The following is a 16,848-nucleotide window of genomic DNA, read 5'->3' as shown; positions in this document are numbered from 1 at the left end:
TGCGGCCGAAATTATTCCCGTCCGCTGTCGGTCCGCTTCAGCTCGTCGAGCGTCGGCATCGAGACGATGTGGTAGCCGGAATCGACATAGTGGATTTCGCCGGTGACGCCCGACGACAGGTCGGACAGCAGATAGAGCGCGGAACCACCGACTTCGTCGATGGTCACTGTACGGCGCAGCGGCGAGTTGCGCTGCTGGTAGGAAAACATGTGGCGTGCGTCGGAAATCCCGGCGCCGGCCAGTGTCCGCACCGGTCCGGCGGATATGCCGTTCACCCTGATGCCGCGCGGGCCGTAGTCGTTGGCGAGATAGCGGACGCTGGCTTCAAGCCCGGCCTTGGCGACGCCCATGACGTTGTAGTTCGGCATGACGCGGACCGAACCGGCATAGGTCAGGGTGATCATCGAGCCGCTGTCCTTCATCAACGCGGCCGCATGACGGGCGACCTCGGTGAAGGAGTAGCAGGAGATGACCATGGTGCGGACGAAATTGTCGCGGCTGGTGTCGGCGTAAAGGCCTTTCAGCTCGTTCTTGTCGGAAAAGCCGATGGCGTGGACGACGAAGTCCAGCCTGCCCCAGGCCTCGCCCAAGGTCTCGAAGGTAGCGGCAATCGATGCGCTGTCCTCGACGTCGCAAGGCACGACCAGCGAGGAGCCGAGCTTGTCGGCGAGCGGCCTGACCCGGCGCCCAAAGGCTTCGCCCTGATAGGTGAAGGCGAGTTCCGCCCCATGTTCGGACAGTTTCCGGGCGATGCCCCAGGCGATCGAATGGTCGTTGGCGACACCCATGACAAGCCCGCGCTTGTCCTTCATCAATCCGTCCATGGTGGCAGTCCTTATGCGGAATAGCGCTGGAAAATCAGCGTTGCGTTGGTGCCGCCGAAACCGAACGAGTTGGACAGGACAGTGTCGATCCTGGCGTCGTCGATGCGTTGTCGCACGATCGGCATACCCTCGAATTCCGGATCGAGCTGCTCGATGTGGGCGCTCTCGCCGATGAAGCCGCCTTGCATCATCAGGATCGAGTAGATCGATTCCTGCACGCCGGCCGCACCCAGCGAATGGCCGGTCAGTGATTTCGTCGAGGTGATGAACGGGATGTTTTCGCCGAACACCTCGCGGATCGCGCCCATTTCCCTGGAGTCGCCGACCGGCGTCGAGGTGCCGTGCGTGTTGATGTAGTCGACCGGCGAAGAGACGGTCGCCAGCGCCTGCCGCATGCAGCGCACCGCGCCTTCGCCCGAGGGCGCCACCATGTCGTAGCCGTCGGAGGTCGCGCCATAGCCGACGACCTCGGCGTAGATCTTTGCGCCGCGCGCCTTGGCGTGCTCGAGCTCTTCCAGGACCAGCACGCCGGCGCCGCCGGCAATGACGAAGCCGTCGCGATCGACGTCATAGGCGCGCGAGGCAGCCGATGCCCGGTCGTTGAACTTGGAGGACATGGCGCCCATCGCGTCGAACAGGTCTGACATCGTCCAGTCGAGATCCTCATGGCCGCCGGCGAAGACCATGTCCTGCTTGCCCCATTGGATCAGCTCGTAGCCATTGCCGATGCAATGCGCCGAGGTCGAGCAGGCCGAAGAGATCGAATAATTGACGCCGTGGATCTTGAACCAGGTGGCGAGCGTCGCCGAAGCGGTCGACGACATCGCCTTCGGCACCGCGAACGGGCCGATGCGCTTGGGGCTGCCGTTCTTGAGCGTGGTTTCAGCGGCTTCGACGATGGTTCTGGTCGATGGCCCGCCCGATCCCATGACGATGCCGGTGCGCTCATTGGTGATGTCGTTCTCGCCAAGTCCAGCGTCGACGATCGCCTGGTCCATGGCGACATGGTTCCAGGCCGCACCTTGCGACAGGAAGCGCATGGCGCGGCGATCGATCAGCGCCGAGGGGTCGAGCGTCGGCGCTCCCCAGACCTGGCAGCGGAAGCCGTGTTCGGCGAAGGAATCGGAGTGGCTGATGCCTGATCTGGCATCATGGAGCGAGGCCTGCACCTCGTTGGCATTGTTGCCGATCGACGACACGATGCCGAGGCCTGTCACTACGACCCGTCTCATTCGCAACTCCTTCCAGCGCATGAACCCGAAACCTGCCGGACCGAAACCTGCCGGACAAGGATGCGCAAATTAAGTTCTACAGCTTCCTTTGCGCCTCCCGCGGACTCGCGGCGCTGCGCATGCGCCGGTCAGGCGGCGGCCGATTGCTTGGACAGACCCACCTTAAGATCCGTTGCTGCGTATATGGGTTCGCCATCCGCTTTCAGCCAGCCATCGGCGATACCCAGCACCAGCCGGCCGCGCATCACGCGCTTGAAATCCACGCCATATTCCACCTTCTTGACCGACGGCGTCACCATGCCTTTGAATTTCACTTCGCCGGTCGAGAGCGCCATGCCCTTGCCCGGCTCGCCGAGCCAGCCGAGGTAGAATCCCGTCAATTGCCACATGGCGTCGAGGCCCAGGCATCCCGGCATGATCGGGTTGCCGATGAAGTGGCAGGCGAAAAACCACAGGTCCGGCTTGATGTCGAATTCTGCGCGGATGAAGCCCTTGTCGAAGGCGCCGCCCGTCTCGCTGATTTCTGTGATGCGGTCGAACATCAGCATCGGCGGATAGGGGAGCTGGGCGTTTTCAGGTCCGAACAGCTCGCCGCGGGCGCAGGCAAGCAGTTCCTCGTAATCGTAGCTGGATTTCGAAACCGCCATCAATCTCGTCCCCGTAATCGTCCGGGCGGTAGCGCGCCCTTGTCGTTGGTTTCCTAACACAATCTATTTCCGGCCGGAAACCGGCGTTTGCGCTTAACCCGCCCGCCTGCCGGGGTCAATGCGCGCTATTGATCGTATTCGGCCGACAGAATATATGTCGGGGGATGTCCAGTATCGGTCAATGTTCGTTTTTTGCCATTCTGGACAGGTCTTGAGGCGAAACTTGAGCTTGGACGGACAGATGGATCTGGGCTGCCGGAAGGAAAATGTCGCTGTGGACAAGCGGGTTCGCGAAGCTGGCCTGAGGCCGACGCGTCAGCGCATTGCGCTGGCCGATCTGCTTTTTGCCAAAGGCGACCGCCATCTGTCGGCCGAGGAACTGCACGAGGAGGCGATCGCCGCCGGCGTGCCGGTATCGCTCGCCACCGTCTACAACGCCCTTCATCAATTCACCCAGGCGGGCCTTCTGCGCATCCTGGCCGTTGAGGGGTCGAAGACCTATTTCGACACCAACACCTCCGATCACCATCATTTCTACATTGAGGGCGAAAACAGGATTTTTGACATCGCCAGCGGTCCTGTCACGGTTTCCAACCTGCCGGAGCCGCCGGAGGGGATGGAGATCGCCAATGTCGATATCGTGGTGAGGCTGCGCCCGAAACGCTGCGAGTGATCGGCGCTGATAAGGCCGCGAGATACCGTCTCGCCTTTAGCAGCCTCTGGACCATGATCCCGAACCGGCAGGAAGAGGTCAGTTCTTGACCCGTTCGCCCGGATAGGCGCCCCAGACCAGCGACTGGGCGAGCCAGCCGGTGTGGCCATTGAAGGTCATTTCGCACCACTGGCCGTCACAGGACTTGATCGTGCCCATGGCGCCCGGCTCAATGATCGCGACGATGCTGGCATCCTTTTGCGGGTCGTCGAGAAGGTTGATTCGGGCATCTTTGCCGCGCTGCCAGGGCGCTACGATCGCCGTGCGGCGACCTGAAAGCAGCGACTGGTTGATCCAGCCTTCCGAGCCGTCGGCATCGCGCACACGACGCCAGGTGTCGAATTCCTGGATGATCTCCATCGGCAGGCCGGGCTTCATATACATCCAGTCGACGGAATAGTTGACGCCTGGTCCGACGCGGGAGTTGACACGGCCGGCTTTCAGGCTGACGAAGCGCGGCAGCGGCAGTCCGCTCGGCCCGAGCGTGACGCTCTGGGTCGGTGCTGCCGCATTCTGCGCCGCCACATGCGGGGAATAAAGCAGAGCGCCGAGAAATGCTGCGCTGAGGGCCAGGCGGAGCGACGCGAAACCAGACACTTTCGTTCCCTTTCGGCGCCGGCTCACCGGCCTTGGCGCCCCTTTTTCTTTGTCTTCGGCGGAACCTCTTGTTACATGGAGAACTGGCACCGCGACCGGCCTGCAGTTTCGCCTGTCTTGGTTAAAGAGGTCTCAACGAGGTCGGGTTCGAGGAAACAATGGTAGGCAGAAAAAGGCCCCTCGTCGTCATCACGCGCAAGCTGCCCGACCCGGTCGAGACCCGCATGCGTGAGCTGTTCGACGCTCGGCTGAATGTCGAAGACCGGCCGATGACGCAGCCGGAATTGGTCGCGGCGGTCAAGGAAGCCGACGTGCTGGTGCCGACCATAACCGATCAAATCGACGCGGCGCTGATCGCCCAGGCTGGCGACAACCTCAAGCTGATCGCCAATTTCGGCAACGGCGTCGACAAGATCGACGTGTCGGCCGCAGCGAAGAAGGGCATTACCGTCACCAACACGCCGAACGTGCTGACCGAAGATACCGCCGACATGACCATGGCGCTGATGCTGGCGGTGCCGCGGCGGCTGGCGGAAGGCGCCAATGTGCTGACTGGCGACAAGAAATGGGCCGGCTGGTCGCCGACCTGGATGCTCGGCCGGCGTATCTGGGGCAAACGCCTCGGCATTGTCGGCATGGGCCGCATCGGCACCGCCGTCGCCCGACGGGCCAAGGCCTTTGGCCTGTCGATCCACTATCACAACCGCCATCGCGTGCTGCCTGCGGTCGAGGATGAGCTGGAGGCGACTTATTGGGAAAGCCTCGACCAGATGCTTGCCCGCATGGACATCATATCGGTCAATTGTCCATCGACGCCGGCGACCTTCCATCTGCTTTCGGCGCGGCGGCTGGCGCTTCTGCAACCGTCCGCTTACATCGTCAACACGGCGCGCGGCGACATCATCGACGAGGACTCTCTGGTCAAGCTGATCCAGGACGGCAAGATCGCCGGCGCCGGGCTCGACGTCTACGAGCATGAGCCGGCGCTGAACAGCAAATTGCTGAAGCTCGCCGCTAAGGGCAAGGTCGTACTGTTGCCGCATATGGGGTCGGCGACGCTCGAAGGCCGGATCGACATGGGCGAGAAGGTGATCATCAACATCCGCGCCTTCTTCGATGGCCATCGGCCGCCGGATCGCGTGCTGCCGCTGCGGACGTGATGCAATCTTAAGTTAGTGCAGGCTTACGAAAGAACTTTGCGCATGGTGATCGAGGTCGGTCGGTCATAGCCACTGTGCGCTGTCCGTTCCGTTTCGCGAAAGCCAAGGCGGGCAAAGGCGGCGTGATTCCCGGTCAATTCGATCCGCGTCTGAAGCTCGATCGCAGGCTTGCCGCGGTTGCGGGCAAGGTCCTCGACAGCTTGCATCAGCCGCCTGGCAATGCCTTGTCCCTGAAAGTCCGGTTCGACCGCGAGCTTTCCGACATAGAAATCGTTGGCCCGCTCCAGGATAAAAACGCAGCCGACAATCTTGCCGTCCTTCAGCGCCGCAAAGCCCGTCTCTTGCCGGGCCTTGTCCCGGAGATTTTCGAGCGTGAGCCGATGCGCCGAGGATGGCGGATCGATGACACCGTCCATGGCAGCGAAGGCGCGCATGATCAGCGCCAGCACCTCGTCCCAACGGTCGAAATCGGCCGGAAGCTGCGCGACGGAAACCCGGCTGCCCAAAATCTAGCTGCTCTTGTAGCGGATCGTGTCGAAGCGGGCGGCCAACGCATCGTAAAGCAGCAGCCGGCCGACCAGCGGCTCGCCGATGCCGGCGATCAGCTTGATCGCCTCCATGGCCTGCAGCGTGCCGACGACGCCGGTCAGCACGCCAAGCACGCCGGCCACGGCGCAGGATGGCACCAGACCCGCCGGCGGTGGTTCCGGAAAAAGATCGCGATAGCTCGGATTCGGCCTGCCGCCCGTGCCGGTCTCGAACGGTTTCAGCACGGTCACCGAGCCGTCGAAGCGGCCGACGGCGGCATGGACCAGCGGCCGCTTTTCCGCGGCGCAGGCGTCGGCCACCGCATAACGGGTTTCGAAATTGTCGGAGCCGTCGACGACGATGTCATAACGGGCGACAAGGGCAGGGGCGTTGTCCGCCGTCAGCCTGAGATTGTGCAGTTCCACTGCGACGTTGGGATTGATGCGGGCGATCGCCGCCTTGGCACTGTCGGTCTTCGCCATGCCGACAGCGCCGGTGCCGTGGATCACCTGTCTTTGCAGGTTCGACAGCGAGACGCTGTCGTCGTCGACGATGCCGAGTGTGCCGACGCCGGCGGCGGCGAGATACTCGAGCACCGGCGCTCCCAGTCCGCCGGCGCCGATGACCAGGACCCGAGCCCGCTTCAGTCGCTGCTGGCCGGCGCCACCGATCTCGGGCAGCACTATGTGGCGGGCGTAGCGTTCGAGTTCTTCGTCGGTGAGCGCGGTGGTGATCATTGCCCGACCATATAGCGGGATAAAAACCTTGTCAGGCGGCAATGCATGTTGCCAGAGCCTGCCATCGAGGTTGGCCAGCGGGTGCGCAGCAGTGAGTAGTGAGTAGTGAGTAGTGAGTAGTGAGTAGTAAGTAGTGAGTAGTAAGTAGTAAGTAGTAAGTAGTAAGTAGTAAGTAGTAAGTAGTAAGTAGTAAGTAGTAAGTAGTAAGTAGTAAAGTAAGGGTGCTCTCTCTACTACTCACTACTCACTATGGTCGGCCGAACCGTGCCGTGATCGGCGGTCAGGAACTGCGCGCGCCCGCTGAGGCTGGAAAACAGCGCCGCATCGGTTCCGGTCATGAAAGCTTGGCAGTTCAGCTCTTCGAGGATCGAGAACAGCGCGGCGCGTCGGCCCGCATCGAGATGGGCGGCGATCTCATCGAGCAGCAGTATCGGCGTCATGCCCGACATCTCGCCGGTCAGCCGGGCGTGCGACAGGACCATGCCGACCAGCAGCGCCTTCTGCTCGCCCGTCGAACAGAGTTCGGCCGGCATCGCCTTTGGCCGGTGCCGCACCACGAGATCCGACCGGTGCGGGCCGTCGAGCGTGCGCCCGGCGGCGCGGTCGCGATCGCGAGCTTCGGCAAGCGCGCGGCGGAACCGCTCCTCGACATCGACAGCCGCGCTGGTTGTGACCTCGCTTTCCAGCGCGCCGGACAGGCCGATGTCGGTTTGCGGAAACGGACCGGAGCTTGGCAGCCTGTCGATCATGGCGGCGAGCAGGCGCACCAGTTCGGCACGCGCCGCGGCGATCGCCACACCGGTTTCGGCCATTTGCGTCTCGATCGCATCGAACCAGGCGCCGTCGCGCGAGCCTTCGGCGAGCAGTCGATTGCGGCCGCGCATCGCTTTTTCGTAGTCGAGCGCGCGCTGGCCGTGGCCCGGATCGATCGCCAGCACCTGCCGGTCGAGAAAGCGCCGGCGATCTGCGGCCGGCCCGGTGAACAATGCATCCATCGCCGGTGTCAGCCAGACGACGCGCAACCATTCCAGCATGTCCTCCGCCGAGCGCGCCGCCGCGCCATTGATCCGCACCCGCCGGCCGCTCTCGGCGGCGTCGCCGCCTGCGATGCCGGTGCCGATTTCGACCGGGCCGTCCGGCCCATCGAGCCGGGCATGGATGGCAAAGCCGCCGTCGCCGCCTTCGCGCGCCACGTCGGCATAAGGCGCCCGGCGCAGGCCTCGCCCCGGCGTCAGCAGGGAAATCGCCTCCAGCAGGTTGGTTTTGCCGGCGCCATTGTCGCCGGAAAAAACCACCGCGCCGGGATCGAGGTCGATCGACAGTGTTGCGTAATTGCGGAAATTGGTAAGCGACAGCTTACTTATATGAGTCTGTTGGTCGCGGTCAGGCTGCTTCGCAACTCCGGTCATGACAGCAAGATGGCCTCGTTCGGGCCTAAAGTGCGCCGCGTTTGACCAGCCTCATGCGACGCGCTTTAGGTTGTTGTTTTATGCATGTCACTATCGCAAGACCGCTGCACACCCTCGGTTCAAGCCCGAGGGCATGCTTTTGCGCGACATGCATCAGACCCGCATCGGCATCAGCACGTAGAGCGTGGTTTCGTCGGCCATGTCGTGGATCAGCGTTGGCGAGCCGGCATCCGCCAGCATGAATTTTGCCTCGGTGCCGGTCAACTGGGCGGCGACGTCGAGCAGATACTTGGCGTTGAAGCCGATTTCGATCGCGTCGGACGAATAATCCGCGGCCAGTTCCTCGGTGGCGCTGCCGGAATCCGGATTGTTGACTGCAAGCGTGACCTGGCCTTCTCCAATCGAAAGCTTCACCGCCCGGCCGCGTTCGGACGAAATGGTCGAGACGCGGTCGACGGCGGCGGCGAAACTCTGGCGGTCGATGATCAGCTTCTTGTCGTTGCCGGTCGGGATCACCCGCTGATAGTCCGGGAAGGTGCCGTCGATCAGCTTCGAGGTCAAAACGACACTGCCGATGGTGAAGCGGATCTTGGTGTCGGACAGTTCGGTGGTCACGGCGATATCGGGGTCGTCGACAAGCTTTTGCAGCTCGCTGACGGTCTTGCGCGGAATGATGATGCCCGGCATGCCTTCCGATCCTGCCGGCGCGTCGATCTCGGCGCGCGCCAGCCGATGGCCGTCGGTCGCTACCGAGCGCAGCTTCAGCTTGCCGTCGGCGTCATGCGTGTGCAGGTAGATGCCGTTCAGGTAGTAGCGCGTCTCCTCGGTGGAGATGGCGAATTGGGTCTTCTCGATCAGGCCCTTGAGCGCGACCGAATCGAGCCGGAAGATATGCGAGAACGATCCGGCCGAAAGCTCCGGGAAATCGGATTGCGGCAGGCACTGGAGACGGAAGCTCGAGCGGCCCGAGGTCACCGTCATGGCGTTGCCGTCCTCGTCGGTCTTCAGCATGACCTCCGCGCCGTCGGCGAGCTTGCGCACGATGTCGTAGAGCAGATGCGCCGGAACCGTCGTCGCGCCGCCGCGCTCGACCTTGGCGGACGTGGCTTCGGTCACCTCCAGGTCGAGGTCGGTCGCCTTCATTTCAAGGGTGGCGCCTTCGGCGATCAGCAGCACGTTCGACAGGATCGGTATGGTGTTGCGCCGCTCGACCACGCGATGAACGTGGTTGAGCGACTTCAGGAGATTTGACCGTTCCAGGATAACACGCATGACGAAACAGGCTCGCTTGAATGAATGAGCGGGTCTCCGGCAAGCGGCAACCCGCGAAAGGTCTGAACAGGCTCAGAATCTGCACAAACTGACAGGAAAAAACCCGTGAACGCAAGCCCGCGCTACCGGTTCGGGGCGGTTACACGGGCTTTCCTAGTGTAAAACTGGGCAAGCCCGCAAGCCAATGCTTGTCGCCCAAAAGCATGCCCTCGGACTGACCCGAGGGTGTGCAGAGGTTATGCGGCAACAACATGCATAAAAACAAGAATTTCAAGCGCGTCGCAGCCACCCAAACGCGACACGCCTTGTTTTTTTCGGGCCGGTCAGGCCTGATCGTTGATCAGTCTTCTTAGCAGTTCGAGCTCCTGCGCCAGCGTGTTGTCGACGCCTGAAAGATCCTCGATCTTGCGCACGGCATGCAGCACCGTCGTGTGATCGCGGCCACCGAAACGCCGCCCGATCTCCGGCAAGGAGCGCGGTGTCATCACCTTCGACAGGTACATCGCGACCTGCCGCGGCTTGACGATGGTGCGGGTGCGCCGGTTGGACAGAAGTTCCGTCTTCGACACATTGTAGTGGCGCGCGACGATTCGCTGGATGTCCTCGATGCGCACCCGCTTCGGCTCGCCCGAACGATAGATATGGCCGAGGATCTCGTCGATGCGGTCGATGGTGATCTGCGGTTCGAACGACTGGCGGAACAGAAGCTGGTTGAACGCACCTTCGAGTTCACGCCCGCTGCCGGTCACCGTGCGAGCGACATGGTTGAGGATCTCCTCCGAGATGTCGAGCGATGCATCGTCGGCCTTGGCGGTGGCAAGGCGTAGCTTGAGCATGCCGATCCGCATGGCGAAATCCGGCGCCGACATTTCGAGCGCGACGCCGCCGTTGAGGCGCGAGCGGACGCGGGGCTCCAGCGATTCCAGTTCCGACGGCGGCCGGTCGGCGGCGACCACCACCTGCTTGGCGCTGTCGAGCAGCATGTTGATCAGATGGCAGAATTCATGCTGGATCGACTTGCCTTGCAGGAACTGCATGTCGTCGATGATGAGGAGGTCGATGTCGCGCAACTGTTCCTTCAGCGTCAGCGCGTTGTTGTCGCGGATCGCGGTGGCAAACCGCCACATGAAATATTCGGCCGTGAGATAGACGACGCGCGATTTCGGATTCTGCTTCAGCGATTCCGCCGCGATCGCCTGCAGCAGGTGCGTCTTGCCCAGCCCCACCGTCGCGTGCAGAAACAGCGGATTGAAGCGCACCGCGCTCGACTGCGATTCCGCCACCGCTTTGGCGGCGGCGAAGGCCACCCGGTTCGACGGCCCCTCGATGAAGGAGCCGAACGTGTAGCGCGGGTCAAGCGGCGAACCGAGCACATTGTGCCGGAACTCGGTTTCGGCAGGCATTCCCGGGCGAGGTGCCGGTACCCGCTCCACCCTGCCGGGGGCCGCTGTTCCGGCGGCCAGCGCCGTTTGCGCTTGCCTGGTCATCTTGCGCGCCGGGGCCACTTCGGGCTCGACGCCGTTGCGCCCCGGACGGGTAGCGGTGCGCACGACGATCTCGATCTTGAGGATTTCAGGATCCTCGTGTCTCCACAGCTCGGCGATGAGGTCGAGGTAGTGGCCGTTGATCCACGAGCGCAGGAAGGCGGTGGGCACCGAGATGCGGACAATGCCCCGGGACGCCTCGGCGACCTTCATGCGCCCAAACCAGCTCGAATAGACTTCGGTTCCCAGACGCGCCTTCAACTGGGCCTTGACCCGGTCGAACTTTTGTTCCGCGTCGATGGAAGCCGACATGGCGTCCCCTCCGGTTAAGGTCCCAGGGAATGGGAGGTCGCCCGTAAGCTCCCTTTCGATGCCGCTCTGCATGATCGAGTTCCTTGTCCTTTTGAACCTTTTTCCGCCGGGAATGCGCCTCCTGCATCCATGTTTCCGGCGACCGTGTCCTCGCAGCGACACCATCGCCGCCGCCGGCAGATGATGTCGCCTCATTGTCAGGGAACCGGCGCCGGCTCCTCGGAGCCAGCCCGCTTTGGTCATGTCAGGGCAATACAATTCCGCCCGGCGAAACGCCGGCGCGTCATTGATCTGCCATGTACAATTACGCCATTCCCCTACCGTATCGAAAAGGCAAACCAAACCCGTACGCAGAGATGATCCGCGTCATGAATTCTGCCGCTTTTGTGCTGGCCGATTCAGGCTGGGCTGGGTTAAGGGCCAACGGCCCGTCCCTCTCGATAGACAGACCTTAGCGAAATCGCTGTGGATAGGGCAAGGCCACGACTAACGGATTTTTAAGGAATGTGGTTAGCGCAAACGGGTTCGGAGCCTGCGTTGCACTGGCTTGTTTTGACAAACCCATTGTGATTCAAACCCTTTTCCGGCGAATGTGAAAAAGGCCGCGTCACGCGATATTTTTTGAAATAATTTTCTTGACAGGCAATTGTCCCCCATCCCTCGCACCCGATGTGAACAAGCTGTGGATGACCGTCCGCAACATTTTGAAAAATAAAGGTGATTTTCGATAGTCGATATTTTCGCCGTGAACGCTTTCCGCGGCAGCGCCTGTCAGCCGGCATGTATATGCCGGCAAAGCATTTCGAACTTCGAAATCGTGCGGGATGTTGCTTGCGGACTTTCTTTTTAAGTACTTGCCGGCAAACGAAAAAACCCGGCACGAGCGGCCGGGTCTGAAAACGACAAGTTTAATAAAGGTATATTAGGCCGACAACACCTTGAGGCGCTGGGCCAGGCGCGACACCTTGCGGGATGCCGTATTCTTGTGCACCACGCCCTTGCTCGCGGCGCGCATCAATTCCGGCTCAGCCACCTTGAAAGCAGCCTGCGCGGCAGCCTTGTCGCCCGAGGCGAGCGCCTCTTCGACTTGGCGGATGTAGGTCCGCACGCGCGAGCGGCGGTTCTTGTTGATCGCCGTGCGGCGGGCGATCTTGCGCGTTGCCTTTTTGGCCGAGGAGGTATTGGCCATGATGCCTCTCTTCTGATCTGGTGGACGCATGCGGGATGCCGCAAGGCGCAAAAAACAAACGGGCAGCCACAGGGCCGCCTCGGTTGGTGCGGCTTATAGTTCAGCTTTCCCGGCGCGTCAACGCTGCTTCGCCTTCTTTTTGGCCGCTGCTGTCGCTCGCTTCCGGCCGAAGTCGTCCCCATCTACCAGTTCGAGAAATTTGGCTACCGGTTCGAGAAATTTGGCTTCCGCTTCTCGACAAAGGCCGCCATGCCTTCCTTCTGGTCATCAAGCGCAAACAGTGAGTGAAACAGCCGGCGCTCGAACCGCAGCCCCTCGGCCAGTGTCGTTTCATAGGCGCGGTTGACGGCCTCTTTCGCCATCATCACTGACGGCAGCGAAAAATCGGCTATCTTGGCCGCAGCCTTCAACGCCTCCTCGAGCAGCTCGCCGGCGGGCACGACACGCGACACCAGGCCGCAACGCTCGGCTTCCGCCGCATCCATCATCCGTCCTGTCAGGCACATGTCCATCGCCTTCGACTTGCCGACGAAACGCGTCAGGCGCTGCGATCCGCCCATGCCCGGCATGACGCCGAGCGTAATCTCGGGCTGGCCGAACTTGGCGTTGTCGGCGGCGATGATGAAGTCGCACATCATCGCCAGTTCGCAGCCGCCGCCGAGCGCATAGCCGGCCACCGCCGCGATGACAGGCTTGCGCGCCCGGGTGAGCTCTTCCCAGCCGATAAAGAAATCCAGCACATAGGCGTCGACAAAGGAGATCGCCTGCATTTCCTTGATGTCCGCACCTGCCGCGAAGGCTTTTTCGGAGCCGGTGATGACCATGGCGCCGATGCCGGTATTCGCGCAAAAGCCGTTCACGGCCGCGACCACGTCCGCCAGGACCTGCGAGTTCAGCGCATTGAGCGCCTTCGGCCGGTTCAGCGTGATCAGCCCGACCTTGCCGCGGGTTTCCACGATAATCGTTTCATAGGCCATGACTGTCTCTCCTCACTGGGTCTTCTGGCTTACATCAGGCGTCCAGCTCACACCCGGCACCTGGCTCACACCCGCACCTAAGTCACACCCGCACCTAGCTCACAACTGACAGCTCCGGCAATAGAAGGTGGAACGCCCGCTTTGCACGATGCGCTCTATATGGCCGCTGCAGCCGTGCTTGGAGCAGGCCTCGCCCTCGCGATCATAGACCGCGAACGAATGCTGGAAATAGCCCAGAGACCCGTCGGTCTGCACATAGTCGCGCAGCGACGATCCGCCGGCGGCGATCGCATCGGCGATCACCGCGCGGATTGCTTCGGCCAAGGCGTCGCGCTGCTGTTTGGCCTTCTTTCCAGGCTTTGCCATGGTGCCTGCCTCGCGCAACGGCGACAGGCCGGCGCGCCACAACGCCTCCGACACATAGATATTGCCGAGCCCGGCGATCAGCCGCTGATCGAGAAGTGCTGCCTTTAGCGGCGACTTCCGGCCTTTCAGCAGGGAGGCGAGCAGCTCGCCGTCCAACGCATTGCCTGTCGGCTCGACGCCAAGCCCCGCCAGCATCGGATGCGTGTCAGGCGTCCCTTCCGAAAACAGCATGAAGCCGAAACGGCGCGGATCGTTGAAGGTCACCCGGGACCGGGCGCCTTGGGGAGAGATGATATGGAAGACGACATGGTCGTGCACTGCGCTTTTCGGGCGCTCGTGATAAAACGCGCGAAACATTTCGCTGCTGTCGGGCATTTCGCCGCCATCGGAGGTTTCGATGCGGAACGAGCCCGACATGCCGAGATGACAGATCAGCACCGGGCCGCCTTCGAGATGCATCGTCAAGTATTTGGCCCGGCGGCCGAGCGCCGTAATCGTCTTGCCGGTCAGCCTCTCCAGGAATTTCTCGGGAAACGGAAAGCGCAGGTCGGGTCGGCGCGCCTCGACGCGGGCGATGCGGGCGCCTTCCAGAACCGGCTGCAGGCCACGCCGCACCGTTTCGACCTCAGGCAACTCAGGCATGGCCGCCTATCTCTTTATAGAAGGAGGTGCCGTGACGGCCGCGTGCCAAGCCAAGATGCTCGGCGACCGTTTCACCGATGTCGGCGAACGTCGTTCTAAGCCCGATGTCGCCGCCAAAGCCTGGTCCGGTGCCGATCACCGGAATGCGTTCGCGCGTATGATCGGTGCCGTGCCAGGTCGGATCGTTGCCGTGGTCGGCCGTGAGGATGAGAAGGTCGCCTGCCTTGATCCGTGCAAGCGCCTCCGGCAGCCGCCGGTCGAACGCCTCGAGCGCGGCGGCATAGCCGGCAACGTCGCGCCGATGGCCGAACTCGGTGTCGAAATCGACGAAATTGGCGAAGACGAGATCGCCGTCGCCGGCGTCATCCATCGCGCCGAGCGCCTTGTCGAACATCGCCATGTTGCCGGCGGCCTTGCGCACTTCCGAAATGCCGCGATGGGCGAAGATGTCGCCGATCTTGCCGACCGCGATGACCCGGCTGCCACGCGCCGTCAGCCGGTCGAGCAGGGTCGGTTCGGGCGGCGGCACTGAATAGTCCCGGCGGTTGTGCGTCCGTTCGAAGCTGGCGGCGGTTTCCCCAATGAAAGGCCGCGCGATCACCCGTCCGATGTTCAGGGGATCGACCAGCCTGCGCACCACCTTGCAGAATTCGTAGAGCCGCTCCAGGCCGAAGTGAACTTCATGCGCGGCGATCTGCAGGACGGAATCGACCGAAGTGTAGCAGATCGGCTTGCCGGTGCGGACATGCTCCTCGCCGTACCGCTCGATGATCTCGGTGCCCGGAGCATGGCAATTGCCGAGAATGCCCGGCACCTCTCCTTCGCGAACGATCGCTTCGGTCAGCTCGGCTGGAAAGGCGGGAACCGTGTCCGGGAAATAGCCCCAGTCGAAGCGGACCGGCAAGGCGGCGATTTCCCAATGGCCTGACGGCGTGTCCTTGCCGCTCGAAATCTCCTGCGCCGCGCCGTGGACGGCGGAGGCAAGCAGGGCCTTGCCGCCGCTGTCGAAGCAGAATCCTGTCGCTGTTTTCGCCGCGTGCCCCAGACCGAGCGAGAGCATGTTGGGCACGAAAAGCGGGCCTTTGCGCAGCCCCTCGCGATCCGCCCGGCCTTCCGCGCAGGCTCCAGCGATGTGTCCGAACGTGTTGGAACCAGTGTCGCCATAGCGCTCTGCGTCGGCCGCGCCGCCGATGCCGAAGGAATCGAGAACAAAAAGGAAGGCGCGCGCCATTGCAGGGATTCATTTATATCGTTTGTCTGTCCGCCAAGACATAGGCGGCCGCGCCGCCATTGGCAATTCGAACCAGCGCTGTCTGCACGACCGGGCGCGGTAGTTGAAATATGGCCGGCATCGGCGTGGATCGACGAAAAAAAATTGAGCGGGGAACTTACATGACACATGGGTTGAAGGCGTCCGCGGCCATCGTGCGCCTGGTGTCAGGCCGATAGCAATGGCGATCGGAGTCGGGCACCGTCGTTTCAGCAGGTGTCGCAGGTAATCGTCGGGCTCCTGCGCGGCCTGAGATAATAGGTTTCGCCCATCGATATCGAGTTGAAAGCCGAACTAAAGCCAAGCCGCTTTTCACTGTCCGCCGACCAGGTGATGATAGGCTCGTATGCGAGTTTGCTTTCGACGCGAATGAGAAACGTGCCCTTGGCGTTGAGCGTCGGTGCTACCGTGGTGACGGAGTTCTTGGCGGCGCCGGCGCTGAAGGCACTGCCGACCATCTTGCGTGACCAAGCGACCAGCACCCGCGGCGTCGATTCATTCGTGACCTCTATTGCGGTGACGGTGATTTCCGGGGTCGATCGGTTGTATGGCTGAAGGGTGGAGTTGCCGATCTGCATGATTGCATCGAGTTCGGCTGGCGTGATGGTCTGCTGCTGGGTGACGAGATCCGCCACCATGCTGCCGATGCGACTGACCTTCTTGCTGGTCTCGATGGCTTGCGAGGCTTCCATGGTCAAAAAGTACATGATCAGCAGGACGGGCACGATGAAGGCAAACTCAACCGCCGCGACACCGCGGCGATCGCGGCAGAACCGGATGGCTTTCGTGCAGATCCCTGCGATTCCCATATCTGCCCCCGCACGCCCCATGCTCTAGTGCTTTTCCCACGCAGCGGTTTGCGTTTTTCAGTCGTCGAACGGCTCGTTCTTCCAGGTCATCGATGCGAAATGCAGCGTGTTGCCGTCTTTCAGATTGGCCATCGACTTGGCCATGAAATCGGTCATGACGGGCCATTTGTAAAAAACCCGCAGCATGTTTATCGATTCAGCCAAGCCTGGGGATACCGCAAAAGTCGCGGGGGTCGTGCCGGTCAGCGCGATTTCGCCGTCTTGGATCTTGAAGCCCGCCTGGGCTGCGGCGGCGAAGCTCGGATACGCGCGCAGATCCACTTCCAATCCGGGGCAGTCCTTGGCGACCATGATCTCCAGCCGGCTGCAGATCATGGTCTTCAGCGTGGCCTCGGTTACATTCGCCTGCCTTACCTGGCCCGTTCGTAGCTGGCGCGCGACATCGTCGGTGACATTGGCCATCACCTCTTGCCCGGCAAATGAAATGCAGCTCTCCAGTATGGCAAAGACGAGGAGCGCAAACGGCACCGCAAGCATCGCGAACTCCAAAGCCGTGCTGCCGCCCCGGTCGCCAAGGAAGCGCGCGAAAAAGCCTGATCGTCCTGCTTTGCTCATGTCCCGTGCCTGCCGATCCTCAAGAGGTGTCGGAGCAACATTAGCGCAAACCCATTGAAGTGCGGT

The 16,848-nt window shown here is 62.2% G+C and carries 17 protein-coding genes; 2 read left to right on the top strand and 15 right to left on the bottom strand.

The genetic code is table 11. From position 1 onward, the window contains the following. Nucleotides 1-11: 11 nt before the first annotated feature. The 3 genes from fabI to fabA form a co-directional block, all read right to left on the bottom strand. Nucleotides 12-824: an enoyl-ACP reductase FabI gene (fabI, locus tag AC0L16_RS16700; protein WP_473622014.1), complete on the bottom strand. Its 813-nt coding sequence runs from the start codon at nucleotides 822-824 to the stop codon at nucleotides 12-14. Nucleotides 825-835: 11 nt separating this feature from the next. Beyond that, the gene (gene fabB, locus AC0L16_RS16695; protein ID WP_473622012.1) at nucleotides 836-2,056 is read right to left on the bottom strand and encodes a beta-ketoacyl-ACP synthase I; all 1,221 of its coding nucleotides are present in this window, start codon (nucleotides 2,054-2,056) and stop codon (nucleotides 836-838) included. Between the two features lie 128 nt (nucleotides 2,057-2,184). Beyond that, nucleotides 2,185-2,703: a 3-hydroxyacyl-[acyl-carrier-protein] dehydratase FabA gene (fabA, locus tag AC0L16_RS16690; protein ID WP_473622011.1), complete on the bottom strand. Its 519-nt coding sequence runs from the start codon at nucleotides 2,701-2,703 to the stop codon at nucleotides 2,185-2,187. A 241-nt stretch (nucleotides 2,704-2,944) separates the two neighbouring features. Between fabA and irrA the strand changes: the two genes are divergently transcribed. Then, complete coding sequence (irrA, locus tag AC0L16_RS16685; RefSeq protein ID WP_023802128.1) at nucleotides 2,945-3,376, top strand: iron response transcriptional regulator IrrA; 432 nt, start codon at nucleotides 2,945-2,947, stop codon at nucleotides 3,374-3,376. A gap of 78 nt (nucleotides 3,377-3,454) precedes the next feature. Here the strand turns inward: irrA and AC0L16_RS16680 are convergent, their stop codons facing one another. After that, nucleotides 3,455-4,012: an SH3 domain-containing protein gene (locus AC0L16_RS16680; RefSeq protein WP_473622010.1), complete on the bottom strand. Its 558-nt coding sequence runs from the start codon at nucleotides 4,010-4,012 to the stop codon at nucleotides 3,455-3,457. A 158-nt stretch (nucleotides 4,013-4,170) separates the two neighbouring features. Here AC0L16_RS16680 and AC0L16_RS16675 point away from each other — a divergent pair, with 158 nt between their 5' ends. Then, the gene (locus AC0L16_RS16675) at nucleotides 4,171-5,172 is read left to right on the top strand and encodes a 2-hydroxyacid dehydrogenase (protein ID WP_123146526.1); all 1,002 of its coding nucleotides are present in this window, start codon (nucleotides 4,171-4,173) and stop codon (nucleotides 5,170-5,172) included. 23 nt (nucleotides 5,173-5,195) lie between these two features. Here the strand turns inward: AC0L16_RS16675 and AC0L16_RS16670 are convergent, their stop codons facing one another. The 11 genes from AC0L16_RS16670 to AC0L16_RS16620 form a co-directional block, all read right to left on the bottom strand. Then, nucleotides 5,196-5,678 (bottom strand): GNAT family N-acetyltransferase, encoded by a 483-nt coding sequence (locus AC0L16_RS16670; RefSeq protein ID WP_473622008.1) that lies wholly within the window; start codon nucleotides 5,676-5,678, stop codon nucleotides 5,196-5,198. A 3-nt stretch (nucleotides 5,679-5,681) separates the two neighbouring features. Beyond that, nucleotides 5,682-6,437 (bottom strand): molybdopterin-synthase adenylyltransferase MoeB, encoded by a 756-nt coding sequence (locus tag AC0L16_RS16665; protein WP_473622007.1) that lies wholly within the window; start codon nucleotides 6,435-6,437, stop codon nucleotides 5,682-5,684. Nucleotides 6,438-6,670: 233 nt separating this feature from the next. Next, nucleotides 6,671-7,846: a DNA replication/repair protein RecF gene (gene recF / locus AC0L16_RS16660; RefSeq protein WP_473622005.1), complete on the bottom strand. Its 1,176-nt coding sequence runs from the start codon at nucleotides 7,844-7,846 to the stop codon at nucleotides 6,671-6,673. 153 nt (nucleotides 7,847-7,999) lie between these two features. After that, the gene (gene dnaN / locus AC0L16_RS16655) at nucleotides 8,000-9,118 is read right to left on the bottom strand and encodes a DNA polymerase III subunit beta (protein ID WP_473622004.1); all 1,119 of its coding nucleotides are present in this window, start codon (nucleotides 9,116-9,118) and stop codon (nucleotides 8,000-8,002) included. A 323-nt stretch (nucleotides 9,119-9,441) separates the two neighbouring features. Then, entirely contained in the window at nucleotides 9,442-10,914 is a 1,473-nt protein-coding gene (dnaA, locus tag AC0L16_RS16650; protein ID WP_473622003.1) for a chromosomal replication initiator protein DnaA, read from the bottom strand. A 922-nt stretch (nucleotides 10,915-11,836) separates the two neighbouring features. Then, nucleotides 11,837-12,103 carry a 30S ribosomal protein S20 gene (gene rpsT / locus AC0L16_RS16645; protein WP_023802137.1) on the bottom strand — a complete coding sequence of 89 codons (267 nt, stop codon included), beginning with the start codon at nucleotides 12,101-12,103 and terminating at the stop codon, nucleotides 11,837-11,839. Nucleotides 12,104-12,306: 203 nt separating this feature from the next. Then, on the bottom strand, nucleotides 12,307-13,080 hold the full coding sequence (locus tag AC0L16_RS16640) for an enoyl-CoA hydratase (protein ID WP_473622001.1): 774 nt from the start codon (nucleotides 13,078-13,080) through the stop codon (nucleotides 12,307-12,309). Nucleotides 13,081-13,179: 99 nt separating this feature from the next. Continuing rightward, nucleotides 13,180-14,088, bottom strand: coding sequence for a bifunctional DNA-formamidopyrimidine glycosylase/DNA-(apurinic or apyrimidinic site) lyase (gene mutM, locus AC0L16_RS16635; RefSeq protein ID WP_473622000.1), 909 nt, complete (start codon nucleotides 14,086-14,088; stop codon nucleotides 13,180-13,182). After that, entirely contained in the window at nucleotides 14,081-15,319 is a 1,239-nt protein-coding gene (locus AC0L16_RS16630) for a phosphopentomutase (protein WP_473621999.1), read from the bottom strand. The genes mutM and AC0L16_RS16630 overlap by 8 nt, the downstream gene beginning before the upstream one ends. Before the next feature lie 248 nt (nucleotides 15,320-15,567). Beyond that, the gene (locus AC0L16_RS16625; RefSeq protein WP_473621998.1) at nucleotides 15,568-16,188 is read right to left on the bottom strand and encodes a TadE/TadG family type IV pilus assembly protein; all 621 of its coding nucleotides are present in this window, start codon (nucleotides 16,186-16,188) and stop codon (nucleotides 15,568-15,570) included. A 36-nt stretch (nucleotides 16,189-16,224) separates the two neighbouring features. Continuing rightward, nucleotides 16,225-16,782, bottom strand: coding sequence for a TadE/TadG family type IV pilus assembly protein (locus AC0L16_RS16620; protein WP_473621996.1), 558 nt, complete (start codon nucleotides 16,780-16,782; stop codon nucleotides 16,225-16,227). Between the last annotated feature and the right edge of the window lie 66 nt (nucleotides 16,783-16,848).

This window comes from Mesorhizobium sp. WSM4848 (genome assembly GCF_055811375.1).
This window is presented reverse-complemented; position numbering and strand designations above follow the sequence as displayed.